Source organism: Mycolicibacterium nivoides, from assembly GCF_003855255.1.
Lineage (GTDB): Bacteria > Actinomycetota > Actinomycetes > Mycobacteriales > Mycobacteriaceae > Mycobacterium > Mycobacterium nivoides.
On record NZ_CP034072.1, the window covers coordinates 1922812 to 1948946 of the forward strand.

General features: G+C 67.4%; 25 protein-coding genes. 15 read left to right on the top strand and 10 right to left on the bottom strand.

Annotated features, from left to right (window positions below):
- Positions 1–17 precede the first annotated feature (17 nt).
- Positions 18–1439: an acyl-CoA carboxylase subunit beta gene (locus tag EH231_RS09190; RefSeq protein ID WP_090431362.1), complete on the top strand. Its 1422-nt coding sequence runs from the start codon at positions 18–20 to the stop codon at positions 1437–1439.
- 88 nt (positions 1440–1527) lie between these two features.
- Here the strand turns inward: EH231_RS09190 and EH231_RS09195 are convergent, their stop codons facing one another.
- Positions 1528–2277, bottom strand: coding sequence for an SDR family oxidoreductase (locus EH231_RS09195; RefSeq protein WP_090431364.1), 750 nt, complete (start codon positions 2275–2277; stop codon positions 1528–1530).
- Between the two features lie 87 nt (positions 2278–2364).
- Between EH231_RS09195 and EH231_RS09200 the strand changes: the two genes are divergently transcribed.
- Positions 2365–3243, top strand: coding sequence for a LysR family transcriptional regulator (locus EH231_RS09200; protein ID WP_206429642.1), 879 nt, complete (start codon positions 2365–2367; stop codon positions 3241–3243).
- Here the strand turns inward: EH231_RS09200 and EH231_RS09205 are convergent.
- From EH231_RS09205 to EH231_RS09215, 3 genes are all read right to left on the bottom strand, one after another.
- A complete protein-coding gene (locus EH231_RS09205) occupies positions 3240–4364 on the bottom strand; it encodes a T6SS phospholipase effector Tle1-like catalytic domain-containing protein (RefSeq protein ID WP_124712273.1) in 1125 nt (374 codons plus the stop codon). The genes EH231_RS09200 and EH231_RS09205 overlap by 4 nt on opposite strands.
- Before the next feature lie 80 nt (positions 4365–4444).
- Positions 4445–5992, bottom strand: coding sequence for a glycerol-3-phosphate dehydrogenase/oxidase (locus tag EH231_RS09210; protein WP_164480816.1), 1548 nt, complete (start codon positions 5990–5992; stop codon positions 4445–4447).
- Entirely contained in the window at positions 5989–6576 is a 588-nt protein-coding gene (locus EH231_RS09215; RefSeq protein ID WP_124712274.1) for a TetR/AcrR family transcriptional regulator, read from the bottom strand. The genes EH231_RS09210 and EH231_RS09215 overlap by 4 nt, the downstream gene beginning before the upstream one ends.
- A gap of 50 nt (positions 6577–6626) precedes the next feature.
- On the opposite strand from EH231_RS09215, the gene EH231_RS09220 reads away from it, so the two are divergent.
- Together EH231_RS09220 and EH231_RS09225 are read left to right on the top strand one after the other, a co-directional pair.
- On the top strand, positions 6627–8207 hold the full coding sequence (locus EH231_RS09220; RefSeq protein ID WP_124714225.1) for an FAD-binding oxidoreductase: 1581 nt from the start codon (positions 6627–6629) through the stop codon (positions 8205–8207).
- Between the two features lie 26 nt (positions 8208–8233).
- Positions 8234–9103: a diacylglycerol kinase gene (locus EH231_RS09225; RefSeq protein WP_205868071.1), complete on the top strand. Its 870-nt coding sequence runs from the start codon at positions 8234–8236 to the stop codon at positions 9101–9103.
- On the opposite strand, the gene EH231_RS09230 is transcribed toward EH231_RS09225, so the two are convergent.
- Together EH231_RS09230 and EH231_RS09235 are read right to left on the bottom strand one after the other, a co-directional pair.
- The gene (locus EH231_RS09230; protein WP_164480818.1) at positions 9013–9969 is read right to left on the bottom strand and encodes an alpha/beta hydrolase; all 957 of its coding nucleotides are present in this window, start codon (positions 9967–9969) and stop codon (positions 9013–9015) included. The genes EH231_RS09225 and EH231_RS09230 overlap by 91 nt on opposite strands.
- A gap of 130 nt (positions 9970–10099) precedes the next feature.
- The gene (locus EH231_RS09235; RefSeq protein WP_090431374.1) at positions 10100–10747 is read right to left on the bottom strand and encodes a TetR/AcrR family transcriptional regulator; all 648 of its coding nucleotides are present in this window, start codon (positions 10745–10747) and stop codon (positions 10100–10102) included.
- Positions 10748–10853: 106 nt separating this feature from the next.
- Here EH231_RS09235 and EH231_RS09240 point away from each other — a divergent pair, with 106 nt between their 5' ends.
- The 5 genes from EH231_RS09240 to EH231_RS09260 all read left to right on the top strand — a co-directional run bounded on the left by EH231_RS09240 (position 10854) and on the right by EH231_RS09260 (position 17029).
- Entirely contained in the window at positions 10854–11738 is an 885-nt protein-coding gene (locus EH231_RS09240; protein ID WP_241177917.1) for an SDR family oxidoreductase, read from the top strand.
- Positions 11735–12664: a patatin-like phospholipase family protein gene (locus tag EH231_RS09245; protein ID WP_090431378.1), complete on the top strand. Its 930-nt coding sequence runs from the start codon at positions 11735–11737 to the stop codon at positions 12662–12664. Before EH231_RS09240 ends, EH231_RS09245 begins: the two co-directional genes overlap by 4 nt.
- Positions 12661–14115 (top strand): flavin-containing monooxygenase, encoded by a 1455-nt coding sequence (locus EH231_RS09250; protein WP_090431380.1) that lies wholly within the window; start codon positions 12661–12663, stop codon positions 14113–14115. The genes EH231_RS09245 and EH231_RS09250 overlap by 4 nt, the downstream gene beginning before the upstream one ends.
- Positions 14116–14236: 121 nt before the next feature.
- Positions 14237–16501, top strand: coding sequence for a DUF4185 domain-containing protein (locus EH231_RS09255; protein ID WP_090431381.1), 2265 nt, complete (start codon positions 14237–14239; stop codon positions 16499–16501).
- Between the two features lie 3 nt (positions 16502–16504).
- Positions 16505–17029 (top strand): hypothetical protein, encoded by a 525-nt coding sequence (locus tag EH231_RS09260; RefSeq protein WP_090431382.1) that lies wholly within the window; start codon positions 16505–16507, stop codon positions 17027–17029.
- A 4-nt stretch (positions 17030–17033) separates the two neighbouring features.
- On the opposite strand, the gene EH231_RS09265 is transcribed toward EH231_RS09260, so the two are convergent.
- The 3 genes from EH231_RS09265 to EH231_RS09275 form a co-directional block, all read right to left on the bottom strand.
- Positions 17034–17546: a DUF3145 domain-containing protein gene (locus EH231_RS09265; RefSeq protein WP_029108676.1), complete on the bottom strand. Its 513-nt coding sequence runs from the start codon at positions 17544–17546 to the stop codon at positions 17034–17036.
- Between the two features lie 113 nt (positions 17547–17659).
- On the bottom strand, positions 17660–18490 hold the full coding sequence (locus EH231_RS09270; protein ID WP_164481178.1) for a serine hydrolase domain-containing protein: 831 nt from the start codon (positions 18488–18490) through the stop codon (positions 17660–17662).
- Between the two features lie 42 nt (positions 18491–18532).
- Positions 18533–19417, bottom strand: a complete 885-nt coding sequence (locus EH231_RS09275; RefSeq protein WP_090431384.1) for a chemotaxis protein CheY — start codon at positions 19415–19417, stop codon at positions 18533–18535.
- A gap of 101 nt (positions 19418–19518) precedes the next feature.
- On the opposite strand from EH231_RS09275, the gene EH231_RS09280 reads away from it, so the two are divergent.
- From EH231_RS09280 to EH231_RS09295, 4 genes are all read left to right on the top strand, one after another.
- Positions 19519–20607, top strand: coding sequence for an S-(hydroxymethyl)mycothiol dehydrogenase (locus EH231_RS09280; RefSeq protein ID WP_090431386.1), 1089 nt, complete (start codon positions 19519–19521; stop codon positions 20605–20607).
- Entirely contained in the window at positions 20604–21236 is a 633-nt protein-coding gene (locus tag EH231_RS09285; protein WP_090431388.1) for an MBL fold metallo-hydrolase, read from the top strand. The genes EH231_RS09280 and EH231_RS09285 overlap by 4 nt, the downstream gene beginning before the upstream one ends.
- 213 nt (positions 21237–21449) lie before the next feature.
- A complete protein-coding gene (locus EH231_RS09290; protein WP_164480819.1) occupies positions 21450–22592 on the top strand; it encodes a beta-mannosidase in 1143 nt (380 codons plus the stop codon).
- 65 nt (positions 22593–22657) lie between these two features.
- Entirely contained in the window at positions 22658–24031 is a 1374-nt protein-coding gene (locus EH231_RS09295) for a styrene monooxygenase/indole monooxygenase family protein (RefSeq protein ID WP_164480820.1), read from the top strand.
- 15 nt (positions 24032–24046) lie between these two features.
- On the opposite strand, the gene EH231_RS09300 is transcribed toward EH231_RS09295, so the two are convergent.
- The gene (locus EH231_RS09300) at positions 24047–24787 is read right to left on the bottom strand and encodes an SHOCT domain-containing protein (RefSeq protein ID WP_124712276.1); all 741 of its coding nucleotides are present in this window, start codon (positions 24785–24787) and stop codon (positions 24047–24049) included.
- 46 nt (positions 24788–24833) lie between these two features.
- On the opposite strand from EH231_RS09300, the gene EH231_RS09305 reads away from it, so the two are divergent.
- Both EH231_RS09305 and EH231_RS09310 read left to right on the top strand, forming a co-directional pair.
- On the top strand, positions 24834–25076 hold the full coding sequence (locus tag EH231_RS09305) for an LPXTG cell wall anchor domain-containing protein (protein WP_124712277.1): 243 nt from the start codon (positions 24834–24836) through the stop codon (positions 25074–25076).
- Between the two features lie 2 nt (positions 25077–25078).
- Positions 25079–26116, top strand: coding sequence for a class I SAM-dependent methyltransferase (locus EH231_RS09310; protein ID WP_090431394.1), 1038 nt, complete (start codon positions 25079–25081; stop codon positions 26114–26116).
- The last annotated feature ends 19 nt before the right edge of the window (positions 26117–26135 follow it).

Below are 26135 nucleotides of genomic sequence, written 5' to 3' on the forward strand. Positions count from 1 at the left end.
CATCAAAGGAGACCTTTATGACGATCATGGCCCCCGAAGCTGCGGCTGAATCGCTAGACCCCCGCGATCCACTGCTGCGCCTGCAGACCTTCTTCGACGACGACAGCGTCGAGCTGCTGCACGAGCGGGACCGGTCCGGCGTGCTGGCCGCGGCCGGCACCGTCAACGGTGTCCGCACGGTGGCGTTCTGCACCGACGGCACCGTGATGGGCGGTGCCATGGGCATCGAGGGCTGTGCCCACATCGTCAACGCCTACGACACCGCGATCGAGGAGCAGAGCCCGATCGTGGGTATCTGGCACTCGGGCGGCGCCCGGCTGGCCGAGGGCGTCAAGGCGCTGCATGCGGTCGGCCTGGTCTTCGAGGCGATGATCCGGGCGTCGGGCTACATCCCGCAGATCTCGGTGGTCGTCGGCTTCGCCGCCGGCGGTGCGGCTTACGGTCCCGCCCTGACCGACGTCATCATCATGGCTCCGGACAGCAAGGTGTTCGTCACCGGTCCGGACGTGGTGCGCAGCGTCACCGGTGAGGACGTCGACATGGTGTCTCTCGGCGGCCCCGACGCCCACCACAAGAAGTCCGGTGTGTGCCACATCGTCGCCGACGATGAGCTCGACGCCTACGAGCGCGGCCGTCGCCTGGTCGGGTTGTTCAGCCAGCAGGGCCATTTCGACCGGAACAAGGCCGAAGCAGGCGACACCGACCTGGCCGCGCTGATGCCCGAGTCGGCCCGCCGCGCCTACGACGTGCACCCGATCATCGAGGCGCTGCTCGACGAGGGCGTGCCGTTCGAGGAATTCCAGGCCAAGTGGGCACCGTCGATCGTCGTCGGTCTCGGTCGGCTCGCCGGCCGGTCGGTCGGCGTGATCGCCAACAACCCGCTGCGTCTAGGCGGTTGCCTGAACTCCGAAAGTGCCGAGAAGTCGGCACGTTTCGTGCGGCTGTGCGACGCGTTCGGCATTCCGCTGGTGGTCGTCGTCGACGTCCCGGGCTACCTGCCCGGCGTGGACCAGGAGTGGGGCGGTGTGGTGCGCCGCGGCGCCAAGCTGCTGCACGCCTTCGGTGAGTCCTCGGTCCCCCGCGTCACCCTGGTGACCCGCAAGATCTACGGCGGCGCCTACATCGCGATGAACTCGCGTTCGCTCAACGCCACCAAGGTGTTCGCCTGGCCGGACGCCGAGGTCGCCGTCATGGGCGCCAAGGCCGCCGTCGGCATCCTGCACAAGCGCAAGCTGGCCGCCGCTCCGGATCACGAGCGTGAGGCGCTGCACGAGGAGCTGGCCATCGAGCACGAGCGCATCGCCGGCGGTGTGGATTCCGCGATCGAGATCGGCGTGGTCGACGAGAAGATCGATCCGGCGCACACCCGCAGCAAGCTGACGCAGGCGCTGGCCGAGGCCCCGCACCGGCGCGGCCGCCACAAGAACATCCCGCTGTAACTCTTCAGCACGGAGTTTCCTCCGCGAGCAGACGCAAATGTCCCCCAAAACCACGGTTTTGGGGGACATTTGCGTCTTGTCGGCAGATCTAACGAGTGGTGTAACCGCCGTTGGCGAAGAGGGTCTGCCCGTTGATCCAGTGCCCCTCGTCGGTGAGAAACACCACCAGCGGGGCGATGTCGGTGATCTCGGTCAGCCGGTTACCCATTGCCTGCGACTTGTGGAACTCGACCCGCTCCGGGGTCTCCTGCGGATAGAAGAACGGTGTGTCCATCGGACCGGGCGCCACGTTGTTGACGTTGATGCCGCGGACGCCGAATTCCTTGGATGCGGCCCGGGTGAAGTGTTCGACGGGGCTCTTGGAGCCCGCGTAGGTCGAGTAACCGTCGGTGTATGCCGCCAGCAGCGCGGTCACGATGGTGACCACCGAGCCGTTGTCGTTGAGCCGCTTGCCCGCCTGCTGCAGGAAGAAGTAGGCCGCCTTGGCATTGATGTCGAACATGGAGTCGTATTCGGCCTCGGTGGTTTCCACGAACGGCTTCCGCAACACCTTGCCCACCGTGTTGATCGCGATGTCGACGCTGCCGAACGCGTCGACGGCGGTGTCGAAGAGCCGCTCGACATTCGCCGGCACCGTCAGGTCGCCCTGCACCTTGACGGCCTTGACGCCCGCGTCCTGCACTGCGGCGACCGTCTTGTCGGCATCCGCCTCGCTGGCAGCGCTGTTGTAGTGAACGGCGACGTTGACACCCCTCGAAGCCAACGTCGTGCTGATCAGGCCGCCGAGGTTCTTGGCCCCGGCAGCAACTATCGCTGATTTGCCTTCCAGTTTGCTCATAGGTCGCAGCGTAGCTACATGATTCACACATGAATAACGCAAAATTCCGATGTTTCCACAAGCCATACTTGTAGATAGATTTGAAGGATGTCATCGAACATCCCTGATCTGCGACGTTTACGTCAGTTCATCGCGATCGGTGAAGCAGGCAGTGTCACCGCTGCGGCGGCCGCCCTGCACGTTAGCCAACAAGCTCTCAGCAGCTCGATGCAGCAACTTGAGAAGGAACTCAACGCCAGGCTGTTCCGGCGCGAGGGTCGTCGCCTGACGCTCACCCCGGCCGGCGAACTGCTTCTCGCCGAAGGCCGAACACTGCTGGCAGCGGCGCATACGGTGGCCGACCGGGTGGAACAGACCGCCGGCGGCGCCGCCGAGGTTTTTGTCGTCGGCCATACCCCGGCACTCAGTGGCAGCGAAGCCTATACCCGCCTCGAACCGGCCATCACCGCGTTCCCGGAGACCTCCTTCACCTTCCGTCAGCTCTACCCCGATCAGCTCGCCGCCGCGGTGCTGGGCGGCGAGGTGCACCTCGGCCTACGCCGCGGAGTCGTCCCCACCAACGAATTGGCCACGGCCGTCCTGGGTTACGACCGGGTACGGCTGGCCCTGCCCCGCGAGCACCGGCTGGCCGGCGCGCCCACCGTCGACATTCACCAACTCGCCGGGGAGCGCATCGCTCTGTGGGCACCCCCGGGCGGGTCGTACTACAGCGACTTTCTGATGGGCGCGTGCCGCCGTGCCGGTTTCGAACCCGACTATGTCGTGAGCCGGGTCCAGGGGGCGGCCACGGTCGCGGCCCCGCTCACGACCGGCGCCGTCACGTTCGTCACCTCTCCCCCTGGCCCCGCCATGGACGGACGGGTGGTGATCACCGAACTCGAGCCACCATTGCTCGTGGGCGCCCAGGCAATGTGGCAGCGCCACACCGGTTCAGCGGTGCGCGACGCGCTGCTGTCGCAGGTCTAGCCGACCCGGGTCAGGTCGTTGCCCAATGCGACCTGCACGATCCGGCGCTCCGGATCGTCGTTGGGGACGGGCGCTCTCCACCAGCCGCGTGACCGCTCTTGCCGGCACACCGTCGAGGCGATGTACTCGTTGCCGCCTTTTCCGCCCTCGCGCGAGTGTGGTGGCAGGAAGCGGTAGATGCCCTTCCGTGAAGGGTCCACCTCCTGCGCGGGATTCGGGTTGATGCGGGTGTACTCCTCGACGATCTCGTCGCCGGAGACCGGCTCTCCACCGGCGGGCGGCTCACGCAGGAACGATCTTTCGACGAACGCCAACCCCGCGCCGCGGGCCTTTTCCAGCATCCAGCACAACGCGATGTCGCTGAGCCCATGTTGACGGTTGCCGCCGCCGACATCGGAGTGCGATCCGGTGAACCACACCTGTTCCAGACGTTGCGTGGGTGGAGCCATGTCGGATTTGGACCAGATCGTAGGCACGAACGGACCGCGCCGCTCGTCGATCGCGAGTGCCTGGTAGGCCTCCCCGACCTTCGAACTCAGAGTGGTGTCGTGAAATTCGTACCTCCGGTTGAATCGGCGGGCCAGCCACCCGCCTGCTGACGGAATCCCCAGGGCGCCAACGGTATCCCAGACCCCGATGAACCGGATGTCGGTTTCGTAGGAGTACATCTTCCGGAACAGCGCCGCCGCGACACTGCGCGGATTCGTGTTTGTGTTGCCGCCTCGGTACAACGCGTACGCCTGTCCGATCTGATCGGCATTGTCACGATGCAACACTCCCGAGTTGCGGATCAGCCCCGCGGTGCTGCGTGCGGTGAACGCCCCGCGGCTGAATCCGAAGAAGTACAGTTCGTCGCCGGGTTGGTAGTTCTGGACGACGAATCGGTAGGTGTCGCAGACATCGCGAAACAGGCCGGCACCGAAGGCCCCGCCGAGCAGGCGGTCCGACCGGGTGGTGCCCACCCCCCGGTGGTAGAACAGCCGCTGCTCTCGCCCCTCGTCGTCTTGGGAAGCCAGCGCCATCGCCACTTTGGCGACATTGGTCGGCGTGGGCTTGCCCTCCGTTGTCTGATCAGGTGTGTTCCACGTGCCGTCGCAGCACACCACCAGTCGCTTCGCCATGATCGGTCTCCCTCGCCGCACAGGTTTGCGCCTCTCGGGTCAGTGTGCTCGCGGCGACCGGCCACGCCATGCGTAGTGAACTACTCGACTTCCCCGAATTCGCCGATCATCTCGGCAGCCGCCTCGGCCGCGAGGTCCCGGTCGCCGCTCACCAGCCCGATCCGGGTGCGTCGGTCGAGGATGTCATCGACGGACAGCGCGCCTTCGTGGGTGACGGCGTACTCGAACTCCGCTCGCATGACGTCGAGTCCCTCGGCCACCGGGTCGGTGGGGCGTGCGCACCGGGCCCGGGCGATCACATTGGGCGCCTCGGACCCGTACCGGGCGACCAGCGAGGACGGCAGTGCATGCTCAGATCGCAACGTGGACACCGGATTGGCCGGGGCGCCGACGAGCGGCAGGTTGGCCGTGCGGCAGCCCGCGGCGGACAGCCCGCGCAGGTTCAGCGCCCGGTCCAGGACGTCCTGGGCCATGTACCGGTATTCGGTGAGTTTCCCGCCGATGATGCTGATCACGCCGCTCGCCGACTCCACCACCGCGTGCTCTCGGGAGACATCGGCCGTGCTGCCTTCGCCGGTGTCGATCAGCGGCCGCAACCCCGCGTAGGCGCCCCGCACATCCGCGGTGGTCAGATCGGTGGCCAGGGCGGTGTTGACGGTGTCGAGCAGGAACGCGACCTCGCCCGGAGTCGGTTGTGGCACATCGGGAATCGGCCCCGGGGCATCCTCATCGGTCAGCCCCAGGTAGACGCGACCGAGCTGCTCGGGCATCGCGAAGACGAACCGGTTCAACTCCCCCGGTATCGGAATGGTCAGTGCCGCGGTGGGATTGCCGAACGCCGCGGCGTCGAACACCAGATGTGTGCCGCGGCTGGGCCTCAGTGTGATCGCCGGGTCGAGATCGCCGGCCCATACCCCGGCAGCGTTGATGACCACCCGCGCGGTCGCGTCGAAGGAGTCCCCGGTGAGTTCGTCGGTCAGGCGCACCGAGGTGGCGCCGGCTCCGCCGGCGGAGACTCGCGTGAGGATGCGGGCCCCGTGTTGCGCGGCGGTGCGGGCGACGGCGGCCACCAGCCGGGCGTCATCGACGAGCTGACCGTCGTAGGCGAGGTAGGCCCCGTCGAGGCCCTCGGTGCGCACCGTCGGGGCCAGCTCGACCGCGCATCGCGCGTCCACCCGACTCGACCGCGGCAGGGTCGACGCACTCGTGCCCGCCAGCCTGCGCAGGCCGTCGCCGGCCACGAATCCGGTGCGTACCAACGCTCGCGACGCGCGTCCCATCGACGGCAGCAGCGGTACCAGCTGCGGCATGGCCGTGACGAGGTGAGGCGCGTTGCGGGTCATCAGGATTCCGCGTTCGATCGCGCTGCGGCGGGCAATCCCGATATTGCCGGTGGCCAGGTAGCGCAGACCGCCGTGGACCAGTTTCGAACTCCACCGGCTGGTGCCGAAGGCGAGATCGTGTTTCTCCACCAGTGCCACCTGCAGGCCGCGGCTGGCGGCGTCCAGCGCGATGCCCGCACCGGTGATCCCGCCGCCGATGACGATCACGTCGAGCTGTTCCCCATCGGCCAGCGCGGCCAGTTCGGTTGCGCGCCTGGCGCGGTTGAGAGCTGTCGGTCCGGTCACGAGGCGAGGTATCCGTTCAATGCGTAGGACAGTTCCGTGGCCAGCGCATCGGCGTCGAGAATCGGCTCGACCATCTGGGCGGACTGGATGGCGGACTGGGTGATCAGCAGGCACATGGTGGCCAATTGCCGGGGATCCCCGGCCCGGACGCGGTTGTCCCCCAGGCCGGCCTCTTGGGCGAGCTTGAGTTCCCCGGCAAGCGCATCGATCAGGATTTGCTGGCTGGTGCCCAGCCGCTCGGCGATGTACACCATCGCCACGTCCGGAGCGGAGTGCAGGACCGCCATGATCACCTCGTCGTCACGCAGCCGCGCGGCGACCGTCACGATGCGGCTGACCAGGGCCGCACGGCCAGGACCGCCGACCTCGGTGGTGTCGAGAACGCCGACGACCCGCGCGGTGAGCAGCGCGGCCAGGATCGACTGGGTGTCGGGGAAACGCCGGTATACGGTCGGGCGGCTGACCCCGGCCCGCCGGGCGATCTCGGCCAGTGTCACCCGGTCCACGCCGAAGGCCAGCACGCAGCTGGCGGCGGCCTCCAAGATCTGGTCGCTCAGCGATCTCTCGTTACTGATTGACATCATGTGTAATACTGTAACGCATGACTCAGCCGGCTGAACAGTTTCTGCCTCCGATGAAGTGGAATGCCTGGGGCGACCCGCATGCGGCCAAGCCGCTGTCCGACGGAATCCGATCCCTGCTGCAGCAGGCCCTGGGCGTCGAAGCCGCACCGGCGGCGGAGCCGACACCCGACCACGTGCAGTTACGGCCGTCCGCCCTGTCCGACGCCGACCGAGACGCCCTGACTGCCATCGTCGGCGCAGCACACTGCGGTACCGACACCATGTCGCGACTGTTGCGCGCGGGCGGCAAGTCGACGCTGGACCTGCTGCGCCGCAATGATTCCGGAATCCAGGACGCGCCCGACGCGGTGTTGCTCCCGGGCTCGGACGACGAGGTGGCCGCGATTCTGGCCCACTGCGTCGAGCACCGGATCGCCGTCGTCCCGTTCGGCGGCGGCACCAGCGTCGTGGGCGGGCTCGATCCGCTTCGCGGCGATTTCGCCGCGGTCGTCGCGCTCGACCTGCGCCGGTTCGACGCATTGCACACCCTCGACGAGGTGGCCGGTGAGGCCGAGCTCGGCGCCGGCGTCACCGGACCGCAGGCCGAGGCATTGCTTGGCGCACAAGGCTTCTCGCTGGGCCACTTCCCGCAGAGCTTCCAGTTCGCCACGATCGGCGGTTTCGCCGCCACCCGGTCCTCAGGGCAGGATTCGGCCGGATACGGCCGCTTCGACGACATGGTCCGCGGTCTGCGCGCCATCACGCCCGCAGGCACACTCGACCTCGGTCGCGCTCCGGCCTCGGCTGCCGGACCGGACCTGCGTCAACTGCTTCTCGGCTCGGAAGGGGTGTTCGGTGTCATCACCCGGGTCCGGGTTCGAGTGCATCCGGTGCCCGAGACCACGCGCTACGAGGCCTGGTCCTTCCCTGATTTCGCCACCGGCGCAGCGGCGCTACGGGCCGTCACCCAGACCGGCACCGGCCCGACGGTGATCCGGCTGTCCGACGAGGCCGAGACCGGGGTGAACCTGGCGACGACGGAAAGCATTGGCGAGCAGAGCATCACCGGTGGCTGCCTGGCCATCACGCTGTTCGAGGGCACCGCGGCCCACACCGAGAGCCGCCATGAGGAGACCCGCGCCGTCATGCAGGCCCACGGCGGTACCTCGCTGGGTGACGCGCCGGCCCGCGCCTGGGAACACGGCCGATTCAACGCACCGTACCTACGTGATTCGCTGCTGGCCGCCGGCGCACTGTGCGAAACCCTGGAGACCGCCACGACGTGGTCCAACCTGACCGTGCTGAAGGCCGCGGTCACCGAGGCACTGACCACCGCGCTCGCCGAATCCGGCACGCCGGCCCTGGTGATGTGTCACATTTCGCATGTGTACCCCACCGGCGCCTCGCTCTACTTCACGGTCGTCGCCGCCCAGCGCGGCAATCCGATCGAGCAGTGGCAAGCCGCCAAGACCGCGGCCTCCGACGCGATGGTGCAGAACGGCGGCACCATCACCCACCATCACGCAGTCGGCGCTGATCACCGGCCGTGGATGCGTGACGAGATCGGCGACCTCGGCGTCGAGGTGTTGCGGGCCGTCAAGGCCACCCTCGATCCGGCCGGAATCCTCAACCCGGGCAAGCTGATTCCGTGAATCAGGTAACCGTCCTGACCAATCCCATGTCGGGGCACGGCAATGCGCCACATGCGGCCGAGCGGGCGGTCGCGCAGCTCCAGCGGCGCGGCATCGACGTGTGCGCGATCGTCGGCACCGACGCCGCGCACGCCCGCCGCCTGGTCGACGAGGCGCTCGACCGTGGCACCGACGCCCTTGTGGTGGTCGGCGGCGACGGGGTGATCTCGTTGGCCCTGCAGGCGCTGGCCACCGGAGATGTCCCGTTGGGCATCGTCCCGGCCGGGACGGGCAACGATCATGCCCGCGAATATCGTCTGCCGACAGGCGATCCCGAGGCCGCGGCCGATGTCATCGCCGACGGCCACACCGAGACGGTCGACCTCGGCCGCATCGAGGATGCCTCCGGTGCGGTCAAGTGGTTCGGCACCGTGATGGCCGCCGGGTTCGACTCCCTGGTCAGCGACCGGACCAACCGGATGCGCTGGCCGCACGGCCGGATGCGCTACAACGTCGCGATGATCGCGGAGATCTCGAAGCTACGACTGCTGCCGTTCCGGCTCACCTTCGACGACGGACCGGAGATCCGCACCGACCTCACCCTGGCGGCATTCGGCAACACCCGCAGCTACGGCGGCGGCATGTTGATCTGCCCCGGCGCCGACCACTCGGACGGTCTGCTCGACGTCACGATGATCACGTCGGCATCCCGCACCCGATTGATCCGCCTGTTCCCCACGGTTTTCAAGGGCACCCATGTCGACCTCGACGAGGTGACCACCAAGCGCGCCAGGACGATCCACGTCGAATGCCCCGGCATCAACGCCTACGCCGATGGGGATTTCGCACTCCCGTTGCCGGTCACGGTGTCCGCGGTGCCGGCCGCACTGCGCTTACTCGTGCCCAAGCAGTCCTGAACGAACTCCACGATGCAGTCGCGGGCCTCCCGGCTCTCCGGCAGAAACGGCAGAAACGCCGGGAAAGCGTGGAGCTGACCGGGCCAGATCTTGAGAGTGCACGACCGCCCCGCATCGGTCAGCACCTCGTGCATGCGTTCGGCGTCGCAACACAGCGCCTCCGATTCCGCCGCGATGATCAGGCTCGGCGGAAAGGTGTCGAGCACGCCGTTGACCGGTGACAGGGCGTGACCGTCCGAGTCCTTGGGGCCGACGCATCCGACGACCATCGGCAGGACCAACCCGATTCCCATCCGATCCGCGGCGAAGTTGGGATGACCGGAGCGGCGTTCATTGTCGAGTTCGAGTAGGGGGCTGATGCCGACGACGCCGGCCGGCGCCTCGACCCCCTGCGCCTGAGCGGCGAGAACGGTTGCGAAGGCGAGGAATCCGCCTGCCGAATCGCCTGCCACCACGGTCTTGGCAGGCTCCACGCCCTGGTCCGACAGCCAGCGATAGGCGCGCAGGCAGTCCGCGATGGACTCGTCGACGGTCACGTCCGGGTGCTGCCGGTACTCGACGTGCACCACGGGAAGTTGGGTCCGCCGGGCAAGGGCGATCACGACGTGCTGGTGGGTGTCGAAGCCACCGAGGACGAACCCGCCACCATGTAGGTAGAGGATGGCGCCGTCGGCGAGCGGACGGTGAGCTGATTCGACCGTACGGATGGTCTCGACGGTGACTCGACCGAGCGTGATCCGGCTGACCTGCAGGCCCCTCCGCGGGCGGAGGCGCTGAAGCCGCGCGAGCCCGTTGATGCGGCGACCGATCGTGGTGAGGCGATCCTCGACGGATCGATCTCCTTGGTAGGCAACTGATCTGCGCACCTGGACGAGGAGAGTTCGGCGGGCGATGGCATAGCACGCGCGGGATCTGCGACTGGGACGTCGTGTCGACAGTGCGGCGGCCGGTAATACCATCCCAACTCCTTCGGTCCTCGGATACGACATTGTGGTTTCAGTCGACTGGTTGCTTCGGCGATCCCAGGGCGGCAAGCAGTTTCACCAGGTGGCCGAAGGCGTCGGTGAACGGTCGCGCGGGCACCGACGGATCGATGGCCCGCTGGATGCCGAGGCCGATGCCGGCACTGAGCAGGAGATTGCCGAGATCCTCCAGGCTCGATGCGACGTCGCTGTTCGCCAGCTGCGCTTCGGTGAGGCCGAGTTCCACCGACATCGACTGCAGCACGTCGATGACCATCTGCGCGGCCTCGTTGCGCAAGCTCGTGATCATCTGGCCGAGCTCGGGATTGTTCCGTGACAGCACCGCGAACTCGAGTTCGAGCATGGTCCAGCCGACATCGCCTGCCGTGCGCTCCAGCCACGCGCTCAAGGCCGCTACCCGGCTGTCCAGCTCGGCGTCGGACATCGCGAGTTCGGCCATCTCGGCGAACTTCTCACGGTGGATCAGCTCGAGGACATCGCGGCACAGGTTGGGCTTGCTGCCGAAGTTGGAGTACACGGCGCCCTTGGAGAAACCCGCGTCGTCGGCGATGTCTTCGAGGCTGGTGGCGGCGTACCCGTGGGCCAGGAAGCGCTGTTTGGCGGCCTCCAAGAGTTCGGCCCGCGTCCGTTCCTGGCGTTGAGCCCTGGTCAGCCGCGGCATGCGCTGATGATAGTTCGGAGTGGACTTTGGGTATTGAATTAACTCAAAGTATTCAGATACCGTCAGTATGCGAAAGGTCGCGAGACGACTCCAGGGGAGGCATGACGTGCGGTTTTCACATCAACAGACGTCGGCGAACGGGGCGGTGGTCATCGTCACCGGCGGGGCGCGTGGCATCGGCGCCAAGACGGCGGAGCTGTTCTCCGCCCGCGGCGCCACGGTATGGATCGGCGACGTCGATGCCGATGTGGCCGCGACGACCGCGGCCGGCATCCCCCGCTGCCGGGCGGCATACCTCGACGTCACGCAGCGGTCTTCGTGGGAGCGCTTCGTCGCCGAGGCCGTCCGCGAATCAGGCAGCATCGACATCCTGGTCAACAACGCCGGGGTCATGCCACTCGGCGCGTTCGACGCCGAATCCGAGGCCACCACCGACCTGATTCTCGACGTCAATGTGCGTGGCGTCCTGAACGGCATGCGGGCCGTGGTCCCGTCGATGGTGGACCGCGGACACGGTCACGTCGTCAATGTGGCGTCGATGGCGGGCATGATCCCGATCCCCGGCATGGTGACCTACAACGCCAGCAAGTTCGCCGCACTGGGCGCCTCGCTGGCGGCCCGGCGCGAGTACGCGGGCACCGGGGTCTCGGTGTCGGCTGTGCTGCCGTCGGCGGTACGCACCGAGCTCGCATCGGGTGTGCAGCTCGGAAATGGCCTTCCCACCGTGGATCCCGACGACGTCGCGCGGGCGATCCTCAGGACCCTGCACACCCGGGCTGCGCGCACGTCGGTCCCCGGTTGGGTCGCGCCCGGGTGGGCCCTTGTCGACGCCCTGGTACCCGAGGCGATCCAGCGCGCGGTGCGAGACAGGATCGATGACCGCCGTGCCCTGACCGCCCTCGACGAGCAGGGCCGGTCCACATACCTGCAGCGCATCGCTCGCCAATCGAAAGCTCATGCCGCGCAGCCCGATTCCGGGGTGACGCCATGACCACGGCATTGGCGATCGGCTGCGGTGGCACCATCGGAGGCGCTTGGACAGTCGCGGCGCTACACGCGCTGGCCGAACAGACCGGATGGGATCCGCGCGACACGGCCGTGCTGCAAGGAACCTCGGCCGGTGCTGAACTCATCACGATGCTGGGCGGCGGTGCCACGGTGGACGATCTCGTCGCGATGCACCGCGGTACCGCCACCGATGAGCGCCTGCGTCGGCATATCGCGGACACCCCGTCCAGCATGCCGCCGATCCCGGCGCCCCGCCTGCTCAACCCGCGCCTGCTCGGGAGTCAACGGGGCCTCGCCGCCGCCACCGGCATCGCTCCGGTGGGACGAGGCAACGCGGACTGGTTGCAGCGCCTCGCCGACGGATTCTCCGATCCCGATGGGTGGTCGGCACACCCCGGTATCCGGATGGTCGCCTTCGACTACCGGCGCGGCGAGCGTGTCGTGTTCGGGGCGCCCGGCGCGCCGAAGGCCTCCGCAGGCGAAGCGCTACGCGCATCCTGGGCGGTGCCCGGCTGGATGCCACCGGTCACGATCGGCGGCAGGCAGTTCGTCGACGGCGGGGCCGCATCGACCGCGTCGGTCGATCTGATCGCCTCCGACGAAGCCGAGATCATCTACGTGATCACCCCCATGGCCTCCGAACCAGGCACGCGTGCACCGGGACTGGGTGGAAGGCTGGAGCACCGGCTGCTGCGCCGGCCGATGTCGGCCGGACTGGACCGCGAAGTGGCCGAGGTGCGGGCGCGGGGAACGCAGGTCGTCGTCATCCGTCCCGACACCGCAGATCTCGCGGGCCTCGGTTCACATTTCATGCGGCGCGGCCGACGACAGTCGGCATTCGAGGCATCGATGCGCACAGCACCTGCCACGGTCCGACGTGCGCTCGCCGTCAGTGAGGAGGCACGATGAGCCGCGAAGTCCGCATCGTCATCATCGGCGCGGGGATGGCCGGTATCGCCACCGCGTACACGCTCAAACAAGCCGGGTTCACCAACTTCACGATCCTGGAAAAGGGTTCGGACGTCGGCGGGGTCTGGCACTGGAACCGCTACCCGGGTCTCACCTGTGACGTGCCGTCGCAGATCTACCAGTTCTCGTTCGCACCCAAACCGGACTGGAGCCACATCTGGGCCAACGGCGAGGACATCCAGAGTTATCACCGCGACGTCATGGAACGTTTCGGGCTCGACGCCCATCTGCGGTGCGACACCGAAGTCGTCGACGCCCGTTACGACAGCACTACCACGTCGTGGACGCTCACAACAGGCGACGAAGCCACCCTGACAGCCGATTTCGTCATCTGCGCCACCGGCGTGTTGCATCACCCGTCGATCCCCGAGATTCCCGGCATGGACACGTTCGCCGGACAGATCGTGCACACAGCACGGTGGGATCCGGAGGTGGTGACCGACGGCAGGTGCATTGCCGTGATCGGAACCGGATCGACCGGTGTCCAGGTGGTTTCGGCCCTCCAACCGAAAGCCCGCACCCTGATGCACTTCGCGAGGTCACCGCAGTGGATCCTGTGGGCACCGATGTCGCTGAGGCAGTCGTCGATCCTCGCCAAGGTGCTGAACCGGAAGCCGGGGTGGCACGACTTCCTCTACCGACGGCTGCAGTGGGGGGCCGGAATCCTCGCCGATGTCGTCACCACGCCGTCGTGGCGGCGCAAGCTGGTGCAGTCCTATGCCAGGTGGAGCCTGGCCGCCCAGGTCCGCGACCGTGCGCTCCGCGCGAAACTCACCCCGGACTACGAGCCGCTGTGCAAACGGCAGGTGGTCTCGGGCTCGTACTACCGCGCCATCAAGCGTCCCAACGCGAGCCTGATCGACGACCCCATCCAGGAGTTCACCGCTACGGGCATCCGCACCGCTGACGGCACGCACCACGACGTGGATGTCGTGGTGCTGGCCACCGGATTTCAGGCGCACAACTACATGCGCCCGATGAACATCGTGGGCCGCGACGGCATCACGCTCGACGATGCATGGGTCAAAGGCCCACGGGCGTACCGCATGACGGCGATTCCCGGGTTTCCCAACCTGTTCACCGTGTTGGGTCCGAACTCGCCGACCGGGTCGATTCCGCTGCAGTACTCCGCCGAACTCACCGCCGGCTACATCGTGGCCTGGCTCAAGCGGTTTGAGAACGCGGAACTCTCCGAGGTCGAGGTCACCGAACAGGCCACCGACGAATTCAACGCCGCGGTCGCCGACGGGCTCGGTCCTACGGTGTGGAACACCGGGTGCAACTCGTGGTACTTCACCGACGCCGGAACCATCGACCTGTGGCCGTTCGACCGGGCCACCCTCACCCGCATGCTGTCCGAACCGAACCCCGCGCACTACCGGATCCGGTGACGGCACGCCACGCATCGGGCCCTCTTCCTGCGATTCGGCGTGTTTGCCCGACACCGTGAACGGCACACGGTACGTTGCGTCTGGGCCGGGGTTGTGACTGAGTGGACTGGTACGGAGCGTCATGGAATCGACCAAATACATCGGCCGCGTCGGCGCACTGGCCGTTGCTCTCGGCATCGGCACGGCCCTGACCTCCGGGACCGGAATCGCCTGGGCCGAAGGCGGGTCCGGCGATCCTGGCAAATCGACAGCGGGAAGTCCCGGGGGCCCCACCGCGAGCTCGGGGACGAAGAAGAATTCGGGCAAACCCTCCGACACCAAGAAGCCGGCGACCACTCCGTCCGGCGCGCTGTCGAAGATCGGCGAGCGGATCCGCAAGGACGTCGAGTCGGGCCTGAATGACGTCGGTGACGCGATCAAGCAGACGCAGAACCGGCTGGACTCCGCGCGGACCCCGCTGCGGACCCGGACGACCAAGGCCCGGAGCAAGATTCAGGGCACACTGACCAATGCCCCCGAGACGGGCAACAAGGCCGACGCCGGCGAGAAGACCGATACCACCCGGATCGTCCCGGAGGCCGTGACCACTGCGCCTGATCTGCGGCGCGCGCAACGGCCCAACACCGTTGTCGTCCGGATGCGGGACGCCGCCGAGGACATCGACCAACGCAGCCGCGAAGCCCTCTCGACGCTGCGAACGGAGGTCACGTCGTTCGAGGTTCCCGCCGTCGTGAAGGAGAGCGTCATCCCGGCGGCGCCGGTCCCGACGCCCGAGCCCACCGCACCCAAGGTCGCCGCTGCGCCGGTGGTCTCGGCGCTGCTGGGTGTCGCCGGGCTGGCACCGTTCGGCGCGGGCACCAGCCCGGTCGCCCCCGGCCAGTCCCCCGCCCTGTGGGCCATGATGGCTTGGACCAGAAGGGAATTCGAGCGGACGATCAATCCGTTGAGTTCCCGGGTCACCTCGGCCAAGGACGCCGCCTCGGTGGTCGCCGAGGGTGAGATCCAGCCGATGGCGGCCGCCGCCCCCAACGCCGCTGTGCAGACTGATGACCTGACGCCCAAGCCCCAGGTCCCGTCCTCCCTGGCCGGCGCCACCACACCGCTCGGGTGGGTGACCGGAGTCGGCATCACCGACCACTGGTATGTCGCGGGCACGGATCTGGGCATCATGTGGAACAGCGGCTACACCGATCCCGTGACCGGAAAGCCGATCATCTACACGTTGTTCGGCGACACCTACAGCGAGCCGGGGATGGCCGGCGACTGGCGCAACAACGTGTTGTTCCGCACCATCGACACCGATCTGTCCGACGGCCTGCAGTTCAACGGTGCGGTGATCAACGCCGGAGCGCAATATCCCGGCGATCCCAACGGGGTTCATCAGTGGTACGGCACCGGAGGCGCCCCGGCAGGCGCCACCCAGATCATCTACGACCCGGGCGGCCTCAACGGACTGTTCGGCACCACCTACACGATGATCCCGACCTCGGCGATCGCGATCGAAAACCCTGATGCCGAGGGCGGTTACACGCAGTACGCCACCGTGATGTCGATCCGCACGTGGGACAACCCGGGTAGCTGGACCACCAACTACTCGGCCATCGCCTACTCCAACGACGGCGGCAAGACCTGGACCGTCGACCCTGACACCGTGCGCTCGTCGGGGTGGTTCCGTGCGGGCCCGGCCTATGTTCCCGGCGACGAGCATTTCCAGCAGAACGCCCTCGTCATGTCGGACGACCCGACCGACCCCTACGTCTACGTGTACGGGACTCCGTCGGGCAGGCAGGGTTCGGCGTACGTGGCCCGCGTGGAAAAGGACCAGATCACCAACCTGGATGCCTACGAGTACTGGTCGGGTGAGAATTCCAGCGGCGCCGGGCAGTGGGTTACCGGTGATCCGTCGGCGGCGGTTCCGGTGTTCGGCTCCAGCAGCACCGATTTCCTGCCGACGCTCTACAAGGTCGCGGACTTCTTCACGTTCGGGTTGTTCACCAAGATCGCGAACGGCATCTGGGTCGGCGGACTGCCCACCAACGGCAATGTCAGCGAGATGTCCGTGCAGTACAACCAGTATCTGGGCAAGTACGTCGTGCTCTACACCGATGGCGGCAACAACGTCGTGATGCGGGTGTCGGATTCACCGCAGGGCACATGGTCGGATACGACGACGCTGGTGAACAACAACCTGACGACCAACACCGGCATGTACGCGCCCATGATCCATCCGATGTCGGGCACCGACTACTTCAACAAGGTCGACGCCAACGGCAATGTCGTGCAGGACAACTCGCAGTACCTGTACTACAACCTGTCCTACTGGGGTGACTACAACGTCCGGTTGATGCAGACCGACCTGTCCACGATGAAGACAGTCTCGGTGTAGTCCATGCACCGCGTGTTTGCATCGACCGCGGCAGCCCTCACCGTGGCCGCCGCACTCTCCACCAGCGCCTGCGCACACGCCGATCCCGAACCGGTGCCGCAGGGGCCGTCCGAAACCGCGGCTCCTCAACCTGACTCGTCATGCACGGAAAGTCTTGCCGGGGCGCTGACTTCCGCCGATCCCAAGCAACTCGGCAACAACCGGCTGCTGCTGCAATGTAAGGACGACATTTGGCAGCGGTTCGCCGAGGCCTATCCGTCGTCGGACCGCTGGCTGACCACGGGCCCCGAAATGATCCTGCACGGGCAAGGCCGGCGGAACCCGGAAGCCGCGGCGGGCACCTGGACCGGCACGCCGCGGACTGCTGAGGCCCATTGTGGCGCCGAGGTCGTCGACGTCCTGGGCGCCGGCAAGACGTCGGAGCCCGAGACGTTCAGCGCCGAACCGGGTCGACCACTGACCTTTGAGGTCAGCGATCACATGTTCACGACGAAGCTCAGCGGCTATTGCCTCTGGGCGCGTAGCTGACGAGCTACCCCACGCCCCGGTTCAACCACGACACCTCAGCGCCGTCACCGCCGTTGCGGTAGGGCTCGAGGGACTCGTCCCACGCGGTGCCCAGCACGGTGTCGAGTTCGGCTGCCAACATGTCGGCGCCGCCGGCCATCAGGGAGCGCAGCCGCATCTCGCCGACCATCACATCGCCGTTGGCACTCATGGCACCGCTCCACAGACCGAGCTGAGGGGTATGGCACCAGCGGTGCCCGTCCACTCCGGCACTGGGGTCCTCGGTCACCTCGAAGCGCAGCACGGACCAGGAACGCAGGGCATTGGCCAACTGCGCCCCGGTGCCGACCGGCCCAACCCAGTTGGTGACCGCGCGCAACTGGCCAGGCATGGCCGGTTGCGGGGTCCACTTCAGGTTGGCCCGCGCCGACAGGGTCGACGACAACGCCCACTCAACATGCGGGCATACCGCCGCGGGTGAGGCATGGACATACACCACGCCCGTCGCCGCGTCGGCGAACTGGTTCGACGCACGCATCTGCTACTCCTTCGGATACGAGGGACGTCTTCCCCAACGGCCTGGTATTCCGATCGAGCATGCAGTTGTGTGTGCCGCGCGTGTCTATTGTGCCTTGTGTGGCCAGTGTTGCGCTAGTCTGTCCCGCTTTCTCTCAGCACTCCATCAGATATCGCCGGCCACAGCGGGTAGGTCCAGTCCCCGAAGTCGCGGTCGGTGAGCACCACCAAGGCCAGGTCAGCGGCCGGATCAACCCACAGAAACGTCCCCGACTGACCGAAATGTCCGAACGTGCGTGCAGAGTTTGCCGAGCCCGTCCAGTGCGGGGATTTACCGTCGCGAAGTTCGAAGCCCAGTCCCCAGTCATTCGGCCGCTGCACACCGAACCCAGGCAACACCCCATCCAGCCCGCGAAACTGCACCGTCACGGCCTCGTCGTGCAGTTGCTGAGACACCAGTGCCGGCCGCAACAACTCCCGGGCGAACACCGCCAGGTCGGCAACGGTCGACACGCCGCCGAACCCGGCCGCCTCCGCCCCGCCCAACAGCTTGGACGCCGACATCTGCAGCGGCTCGAACACCGCCTCGGTCAGATAGGTACCGAACTCGATGTCGGCGGCGTCCTCGACCGCACGGGCCAGCAGTTCGAATCCGTAGTTGGAGTAGATGCGACGCTGACCCGGCTGCGCGAGCACCTCAGCCGAACGCATGGCCACCCCCGACGCGTGCGCCAACAGGTGACGGATCGTCGAACCGGGCGGGCCGGCCGGGGTGTCCAGGTCGACCGCGCCTTCTTCGATCGCGATCTGCGCGGCCCGCGCCACGAGCGGTTTGGTCACCGAGGCCAACGTGAACGACTTGTCCGTATCGCCGCGGCTGGCCAGCACCCCAGATGGGCCGACCACCGCAGCGGCCACCGAGTCCACCGGCCAGGTATCGATAATGTCGAGAACGTCGGCATCCATCAGGACCGTCCGCTCTTCGCGCAAGCGCTCATCCCGCAAAATCTATCGGGCGCGCCCCACACTCCGGGAAAGCAACTCCTCGACCATGCCCGCTGCCACCGCATCCACGTCGGCGACCAGGCGACGCAGACCGACCACCTGCCGAACGAGATCTCGCGGATCGGCGTCGGTGACCGCGGAGAGCCGGTGTACGTCGCAGACCGCCCGATATGCCGACTGGGTCGATTCCGGTTCGGTGGCATCACACCACCGCTGCATGGACTGCGCCCAGGACCTCACCCGGTCGTCCGCGTTCTGCCGGTGCGCCAGGCTCAACGCCCGCCGGTACACATCGGCCGCCCACTCCACCGGCACGGGTTCGTCGAGCACCGGCATCAGGACATGGTCGAGAGTCTGGTACCCGGCAGGGTCGCCGGCGACGACGGCAGCTGTGCCGGCGAGCGCTCGCGCCAGCGCGACCAGGGCGGCATCGTCCAGGTTCTCCGCGATGGCGGCCAGTTGTCGTGTCGCAGATCCGAATTGCTCGCGATCTCCGGCGTCGGCCGCAGTCACCGCGAGCAGATAGGCCAGGTAACCGTGTGCAGCGGTCTCGGGGACACCGTCGAGCAGCACCTGAGCTCGCTGCGCCCAACTGCGCGCCAGCGCGAGGTGGCCGCGGGCCAGCCACGCCAAGCCGAGTTCGGCGGCCTTCATCGCCGCCTGCACGGGGTCGGTGCGCAGCAGACGCGTGTGCACCTGTTCGTTGATCCGTACGGATTCCCGACCGTGCCCCTGGCGCCAGGCCGCCGAGGCGTACACGGCAAGATCGTCGGTGTCGAGGGTCTGCACCCCGTCGACGAGGCTGAAGGATTCGTAGCTGGTGCGCCAGTCATTTCGGCGATACGCCGTGCGGGCCACCACCAGCAATTGGGTTCGATCGTCGGCCACAACTCACCGTATCCCGGAGATGGGTGAGCAGACCGAGATTCGGCGCCGACGATATCCGACCACTAATTGGACACCTGTCCGGTTTGCATTAAGTTATAGGCATGCCTCAGACAGTGCGTGGTGTGATCTCCCGGAGCAAGAAGCAGCCCGTCGAGTTGGTCGACATTGTCATTCCTGATCCGGGTCCCGGTGAGGTGGTGGTCGACATCATCGCCTGCGGCGTGTGCCATACCGACCTGACCTACCGCGAGGGTGGGATCAACGACGAATACCCGTTCCTGCTGGGCCATGAGGCCGCGGGCACCGTCGAATCGGTCGGCGAGGGCGTCACCCACGTCGAGCCCGGCGATTTCGTGATCCTGAATTGGCGCGCGGTGTGCGGGGAGTGCCGCGCCTGTAAGCGGGGTCGCCCGCATCTGTGCTTCGACACCCACAACGCCACCCAGAAGATGACGCTGACCGACGGCACCGAGCTGACCCCGGCGCTGGGCATCGGCGCGTTCGCCGACAAGACACTGGTGCACGAAGGGCAGTGCACCAAGGTCGATTCGGAGGCGGACCCGGCGGTGGCCGGTCTGCTGGGCTGCGGTGTGATGGCCGGCATCGGCGCAGCCATCAACACCGGCGCGGTGACCCGCGACGACACCGTTGCGGTGATCGGCTGCGGCGGTGTGGGCGATGCCGCGATCGCCGGTGCCGCACTGGTCGGCGCCAAGAAGATCATCGCCGTCGACACCGACAACAAGAAGCTCAATTGGGCGCGCGACTTCGGCGCCACCCACACCATCAACGCCCGCGAACTCGACGCGGTCCAGACCATCCAGGACCTGACCGACGGGTTCGGCGCCGACGTGGTCATCGACGCGGTCGGTCGCCCCGAGACCTGGAAGCAGGCGTTCTACGCGCGCGATCTGGCCGGCACCGTGGTGCTCGTGGGTGTGCCGACCCCGGACATGAAGCTGGAGATGCCGTTGGTCGACTTCTTCTCCCGCGGCGGGTCATTGAAGTCCTCCTGGTACGGCGACTGCCTGCCCGAGCGCGACTTCCCCACCCTGATCTCGCTGTACCTGCAGGGTCGGCTGCCGCTGGAGAAGTTCGTCTCCGAGCGCATCGGCCTGGACGCGATCGAGGACGCGTTCCACAAGATGCACTCCGGTGAGGTGCTGCGTTCGGTGGTCGTCCTCAAATGACCGCGGCATCCAACATCCAGCGGGTCGTCACCAGCGGCACCTTCGAACTCGACGGCGGCAGCTGGGACGTCGACAACAACATCTGGATCGTCGGCGATGACTCCGACGTCGTGGTGTTCGACGCCGCCCACACCGCCGCCCCGATCATCGAGGCCGTGGGCGGTCGCAACGTCGTCGCGGTGGTCTGCACCCACGGCCACAACGACCACATCACCGTCGCGCCCGAACTGGGCAAGGCGCTGGACGCGCCGGTGCTGCTGCATCCCGCTGACGAGATGCTGTGGCGAGTCGTCCACCCCGACAAGGAATTCCGAACCGTCGAGGACGGCCAGGTGTTGCGCGCCGGCGGCATCGAGTTGCACGCCCTGCACACCCCCGGGCACTCCCCCGGATCGGTCTGCTGGTCGATCCCCGAACTGAACGCGGTGATCTCCGGCGACACCCTGTTCCAGGGCGGCCCGGGTGCCACCGGACGGTCGTTCTCGGATTTCCCGACCATCCTGGATTCCATCTCCAAGCGCCTGGGACTGCTGCCCGGTGAGACCGTGGTCTACACCGGTCACGGTGACACCACCACCATCGGCGATGAGATCGTGCATTACGACGACTGGGTTGCGCGCGGTCACTGACGATGAGCCGCGAGGGACGAGCGGCGAGGAGGAAGGGACCCAACCAGCCCGGTCACTGACGATGAGCCGCGAGGGACGAGCGGCGAGGAGGAAGGGACCCAACCAGCCCGGTCACTGACGATGCGCCGCGAGGGACGCGCGGCGAGGAGGAAGCGGCCGCACACGCCCCGGCATTAGCGCTTGCGGCCGCGCCTGAGTGGCTAACCTGGGGCAATGGTCGGCAGACCAGTTCGCACCGTGGTGTCGCTTTGTGTGGCACTGCTGGTCTCGACGGCCTGTTCGCCATCCACGCCCGAGCCGATGCCGCCGCTCACCACTCCGGCCGCCTCACCGACCGTCGGTCAAGCAGCGCTGCCCAAGTTCGGCGTCTCAGGGACGTCGTTGACGCTCGATGGCAGGCCCTGGTGGCCGATCGGTATCAACGCCTACCAACTGGCCACCAACTGGTCCGTCAATGCCGGGTGCGGTGCACAGGTCGATCTCGACTCGTATTTCGGCAGCCTGCCGCCGCACTCGCTGACCCGTTTCAACGCCTATTCCAGTTTCGCGGTGAACAAGTACACCGGGCAGCTCGATTTCACCTCGCTCGACGCGGTGTTCCGGGCGGCCGAACGACACGGGCAGCTCCTGATCGCGGTGCTCACCAGTGACGACGGCGGTTGCGAGAACGACTATTTCAAGGACTACGACTGGTACGCGGGTGGCTGGCGCAGCGACGTGTCACACGGTCTGCCGATGACGTTCGCCGCGTGGCTGGACACCGCGGTCAAGCGGTGGGGTGGCTCTCCATCCCTTGTCGGTTGGACGGCGGTGGGCGAACCCGAGCCGTCCTACTGTCTGGATCACACCTGCCATTGGACCAAGCGCAGTTGCCATGCCACCGCGCCGGTGACGCTGCGCGCGTTCCTGGATGTCGCCGGCGCCCGGATCCGTGAATTGGACCCTGGCACCGTCATCTTCAGCGGTCACGCAGGCGGTGGGCAGTGCGGGTCGGCGGGACACGAGTTCGAGACGGTGGCCGCGTCCCCCGGTGTGGATGTGCTTGAGTACCACTTCTACGAGGAGACCGACTATCTGCCCGGAGACGTGTACGACGGCCTACAGCGCCGCGTCGCGCAGACACGTTCTGTGGGCAAGCCGTTGTTTGTCGCCGAGATCGGGATGGAGGCCGGTTCCTGCGATTCGCTGGAACAGCGGCGGAAATTCCTCGGTGATGCCATCGCCCAGATGCGCACGATGGGCACCGCGGGCGCGATGTTCTGGGCCTTCGTGCCGGATCCTCGGACCCACGAATGCACCCTCGACATCGGTCCCACCGACCCGTTGTTCTCCATGATCGGGGCCGCGGCAGCCTGAGGGCATTGCGATCACGCTGAGCAAGTTCCTTAACGCGAGGTCACCGGGCGCCCATAGTGGCAGCCATGACGAGTTCGGATGGGCGTACCGCGGCGGTGATCGGCGCCGGCCAGACCGGGGTGACCGCGGCTCTCGGGCTGTTGGACAACGGGTTTGACGTCACCCTCTACAGCGACCGGGACCAGCGCAGCCTGCGCGACGACGTTCCGGCCACGGGTACCGCGCTGATCTTCGGCGAGGCGCAGCGGGCCGAGGAGTCCCTGGGCCTCAACACCTACCTGGCCACCGCGCCGACCTCGACCGGCCAGAGCGTGCGGGTGCTCGACGGCTCCGGTCCGGACCGTGCGGAGGAGATCGCGTTCGACGCCGACTTCGACGGGTTCGTCGGGGTTGCGGTGGACACCCGCCTCAAGGCCGACGACCGGCTGACACTGTTCTTGCAGCGGGGCGGCCGGTTCGTGGTCGAGGCCGTCGACCCGGCCCGGCTGGACGCCATCGCCGCGGGTGTCGATCTGACGCTGGTGGCCACGGGCCGCGGCGGGTTGTCCAGCCTGTTCCCGGTCGACGCCGCGCGCTCCGCCTACGACCGTCCCCAGCGCAGTCTGCTGACCGTCACCTTGGCCGGGTTGCCGTACGGTCCCGATGTTTTCGCCCATCGCGGCGGTGCGGGCGGGCGCCACAACGCATTCACCGTGGTCACCGATCAGGGTGAGTCCTGGTGGGGTGGCTACCTGCACAAGGATGCCGGGCCGACGTGGACATTCCTGGGCTGGGCCCGCCCCGGCAGCGATTGGGAACGCCGTTTCGCCGGTGCCGACAGCGCGCAGTCCGCACTCGACGTCGTCACCGCGCTGCACCGCGACTACATCGACTGGGACCTGCCGGAGGTGGGTGCGCTCCGGATTCTGGAGGACGATCCGCACTCCTGGCTGAAGGGCGCCGTCACCCAGGTGGTCCGGTCCGGGGTGGGCCGCACCGCGAGCGGTCATCCCGTGGCCGCGCTGGGCGATACCGCGGTGTCGTTCGACCCGATCGCCGGCCAGGGCGCCCAGGGCGGGCTGGTCCACGCCGCCGCCTTCGTCCGCAGGGCCGCCGCACACGACGGCCGGTTCGACGAGGCCTGGCTGCGCGGCGCATTCGAGGACTTCTATGACCACCGGGCTCGGTCCGCGCAGCTGGTGACCCGGTTGTTCCTGTCCGATCCCGAGCTGGCCGAGTACGGCAACCTGTTCTTCGCGGCGGCGCAGGGCAGCCCCCGGTTCGCCTCGAAACTGTTTGGCCTGCTGGATGATCCACGACCGGTCGAATCACTCACCTCACTAGCGGCGGCCAAACAGCTGATCACCGAATTCGCCGGCGAGCCCGCCGACGCCCTGTTGGAGAGATTCGTCCCGGCCGGGTCCTTCCGACGGTCCGACTGGGCAACCCAGGCGGCGTAGCGGGCTGCGGCTTCCTCAGTTCTCCAGGATGCGGCGCTTCTCCGCCTCGAACTCCGCCTCGGTCAGTGCCCCGGTATCACGCAGGGCAGCAATCGTTTTGAGCTGTTCGAGCCTGACCGCCTGGTCGGTGGGCTGGTAGCTAGTGGGCTGGTAACCGCCGGGCACCGCTGGTTGTGGCGGTATCGGCCCCAGCCCCACGGCTGAAATGGGGCGGGCGCGCTTGCCCTCCCGCGCCGACCACGTCACTCCGGCGATCAGTCCCAGCACGCCCAGTGCGGTCAGTCCGCCGAACAGCCAGAGCAGCCAGCCGTATTGGCTGCCGTGCCCGAAGGCCAGCCGCGGATTGATGTAGCCCTGGACCTGGCCGTCGACGCTCATCTCGTAGACACCCGCGGTGGACACCTGCATGACCCACACCCGCACCCGGGCGTCGTTGTTCACTGTGGTTGTCCCGCCGATGCTTTCGGTCAGCACCGGATCGGCGGCGCCGTCGGGCGCGGACACGTGCAACCGCAGCGGCGGCACCGGCAGCCCGCTTCCCGATCCGGTGACCATGGTGTGGAGGCTGACGGTCACCTCGCCCTGTGGCAACTCCAGGCCGGCGCTGCCAGGGATGGGTACCTCGCCGTAGGCGTCGTACTCGTCCAGGACGAACGCGTTGAGGAACACCATCACGAACAGGCCGACAGCGCCGATGACGAGGGTGCAGATCGATGTCACGATCGCGACGCGCGGTGCAGACCGACGGCTGTTCATAGCCGAAGTTTGTCATGGCCGACGACTCACGAGCTACCGTCGGGGTATGCCTCGCGACGAGACCGACGCCCCCGCGACCACCGGCCCGGTCCGGCGGTTCGCGCTGCGCTATTGGGTGGCCCTGATCCTGGTCACCCTCGCGGCGATCTTCGTCGCCCAGAACCGTGATCGGGTGGGCGTGCACGTGCTCTGGGTGACCGTCGAGTCGCCGATGTGGTTCATCTTGGTCATCATCTTCGTCATGGGTCTTCTCATCGGACTGCTGCTGCGCCGGCGGCGGCGCAACTAGCCATGCCCGCACCACGCCGGACGACGCCCCGCCCCCATACCGCCGGAATCAGTTCGGCGATCAAGCTTCTGGAGCTGGCGGCGCGCACCGTACCGATCCCGGACCCGCCACTGCCCATCGTCATCGCCGATTACGGGGCGGGTACCGCACAGAATTCGATGCAGCCGATCAATGCCGCGATCACGGCCGTTCGCGGCCGCACCCGTCCCGAACACTCGGTCCTGGTGACACACACCGATGTCGCCGACAACGACTTCTCCACGATGTTCCGGATCCTCGAAGAAGATCCGGAGTCCTATCTGCACAAGGATTCGGCCACGTTCAGTTCGGCGATCGGCCGGTCGTTCTACAGCCAGATCCTGCCGTCGAACAGCGTGCACCTGGGTTGGTCGGCCTGGGCGGTCGTACGCTTGGGCCGGGTGCCGATGCCGGTCACCGACCACGTCGTCGCGGCGTGCAGCCGCGATGACCGGGTGCGCACCGCCTATGCCAGGCAGGCGGCTCACGATTGGCACGAGTTCATCGCTTTTCGCGGCCGCGAGCTGTACCCGGGTGGCCGCCTGGTGGTGCTGACGACCGCGCTGGACGACGACGGTGACTTCGGTTATCGACCGCTGTTCGGGTCCGTGGCCAGCACGCTGGCGGAACTGGTCACCGATGGTGTGGTCAGTGCCGACGAGGTCGCCCGGATGTCGCTGCCGATCGCTGGGCGGCGTGCCGCCGATTTCGCCGCACCGTTCGCCCCGTCGGGCCGGTTCGAGCGGCTGGAGGTCCAGCATGTGGAGGTGTTCGACGCCGAGGACCGAATCTTCAACGCCTACCGCTCTGACCGCGACGCACACGCTTTCGGCACCCGCTGGGCCGATTTCTGCCGGTTCACGGCGTTCGCCGACCTGGGCGCGGCCATCGGCGCCCCCGACCGGTTACCGGCGTTCTACGACCGGTTGCATGCCGGCATCGCGGCCCGGCTGTCCTCTGAGCCCGAGGAGATGCGGATACCGATCGCGGCGGTGGTGCTGGAGAAGCGCCGCCCGAAGTAGTGATCGGCCCGGCCGCCGG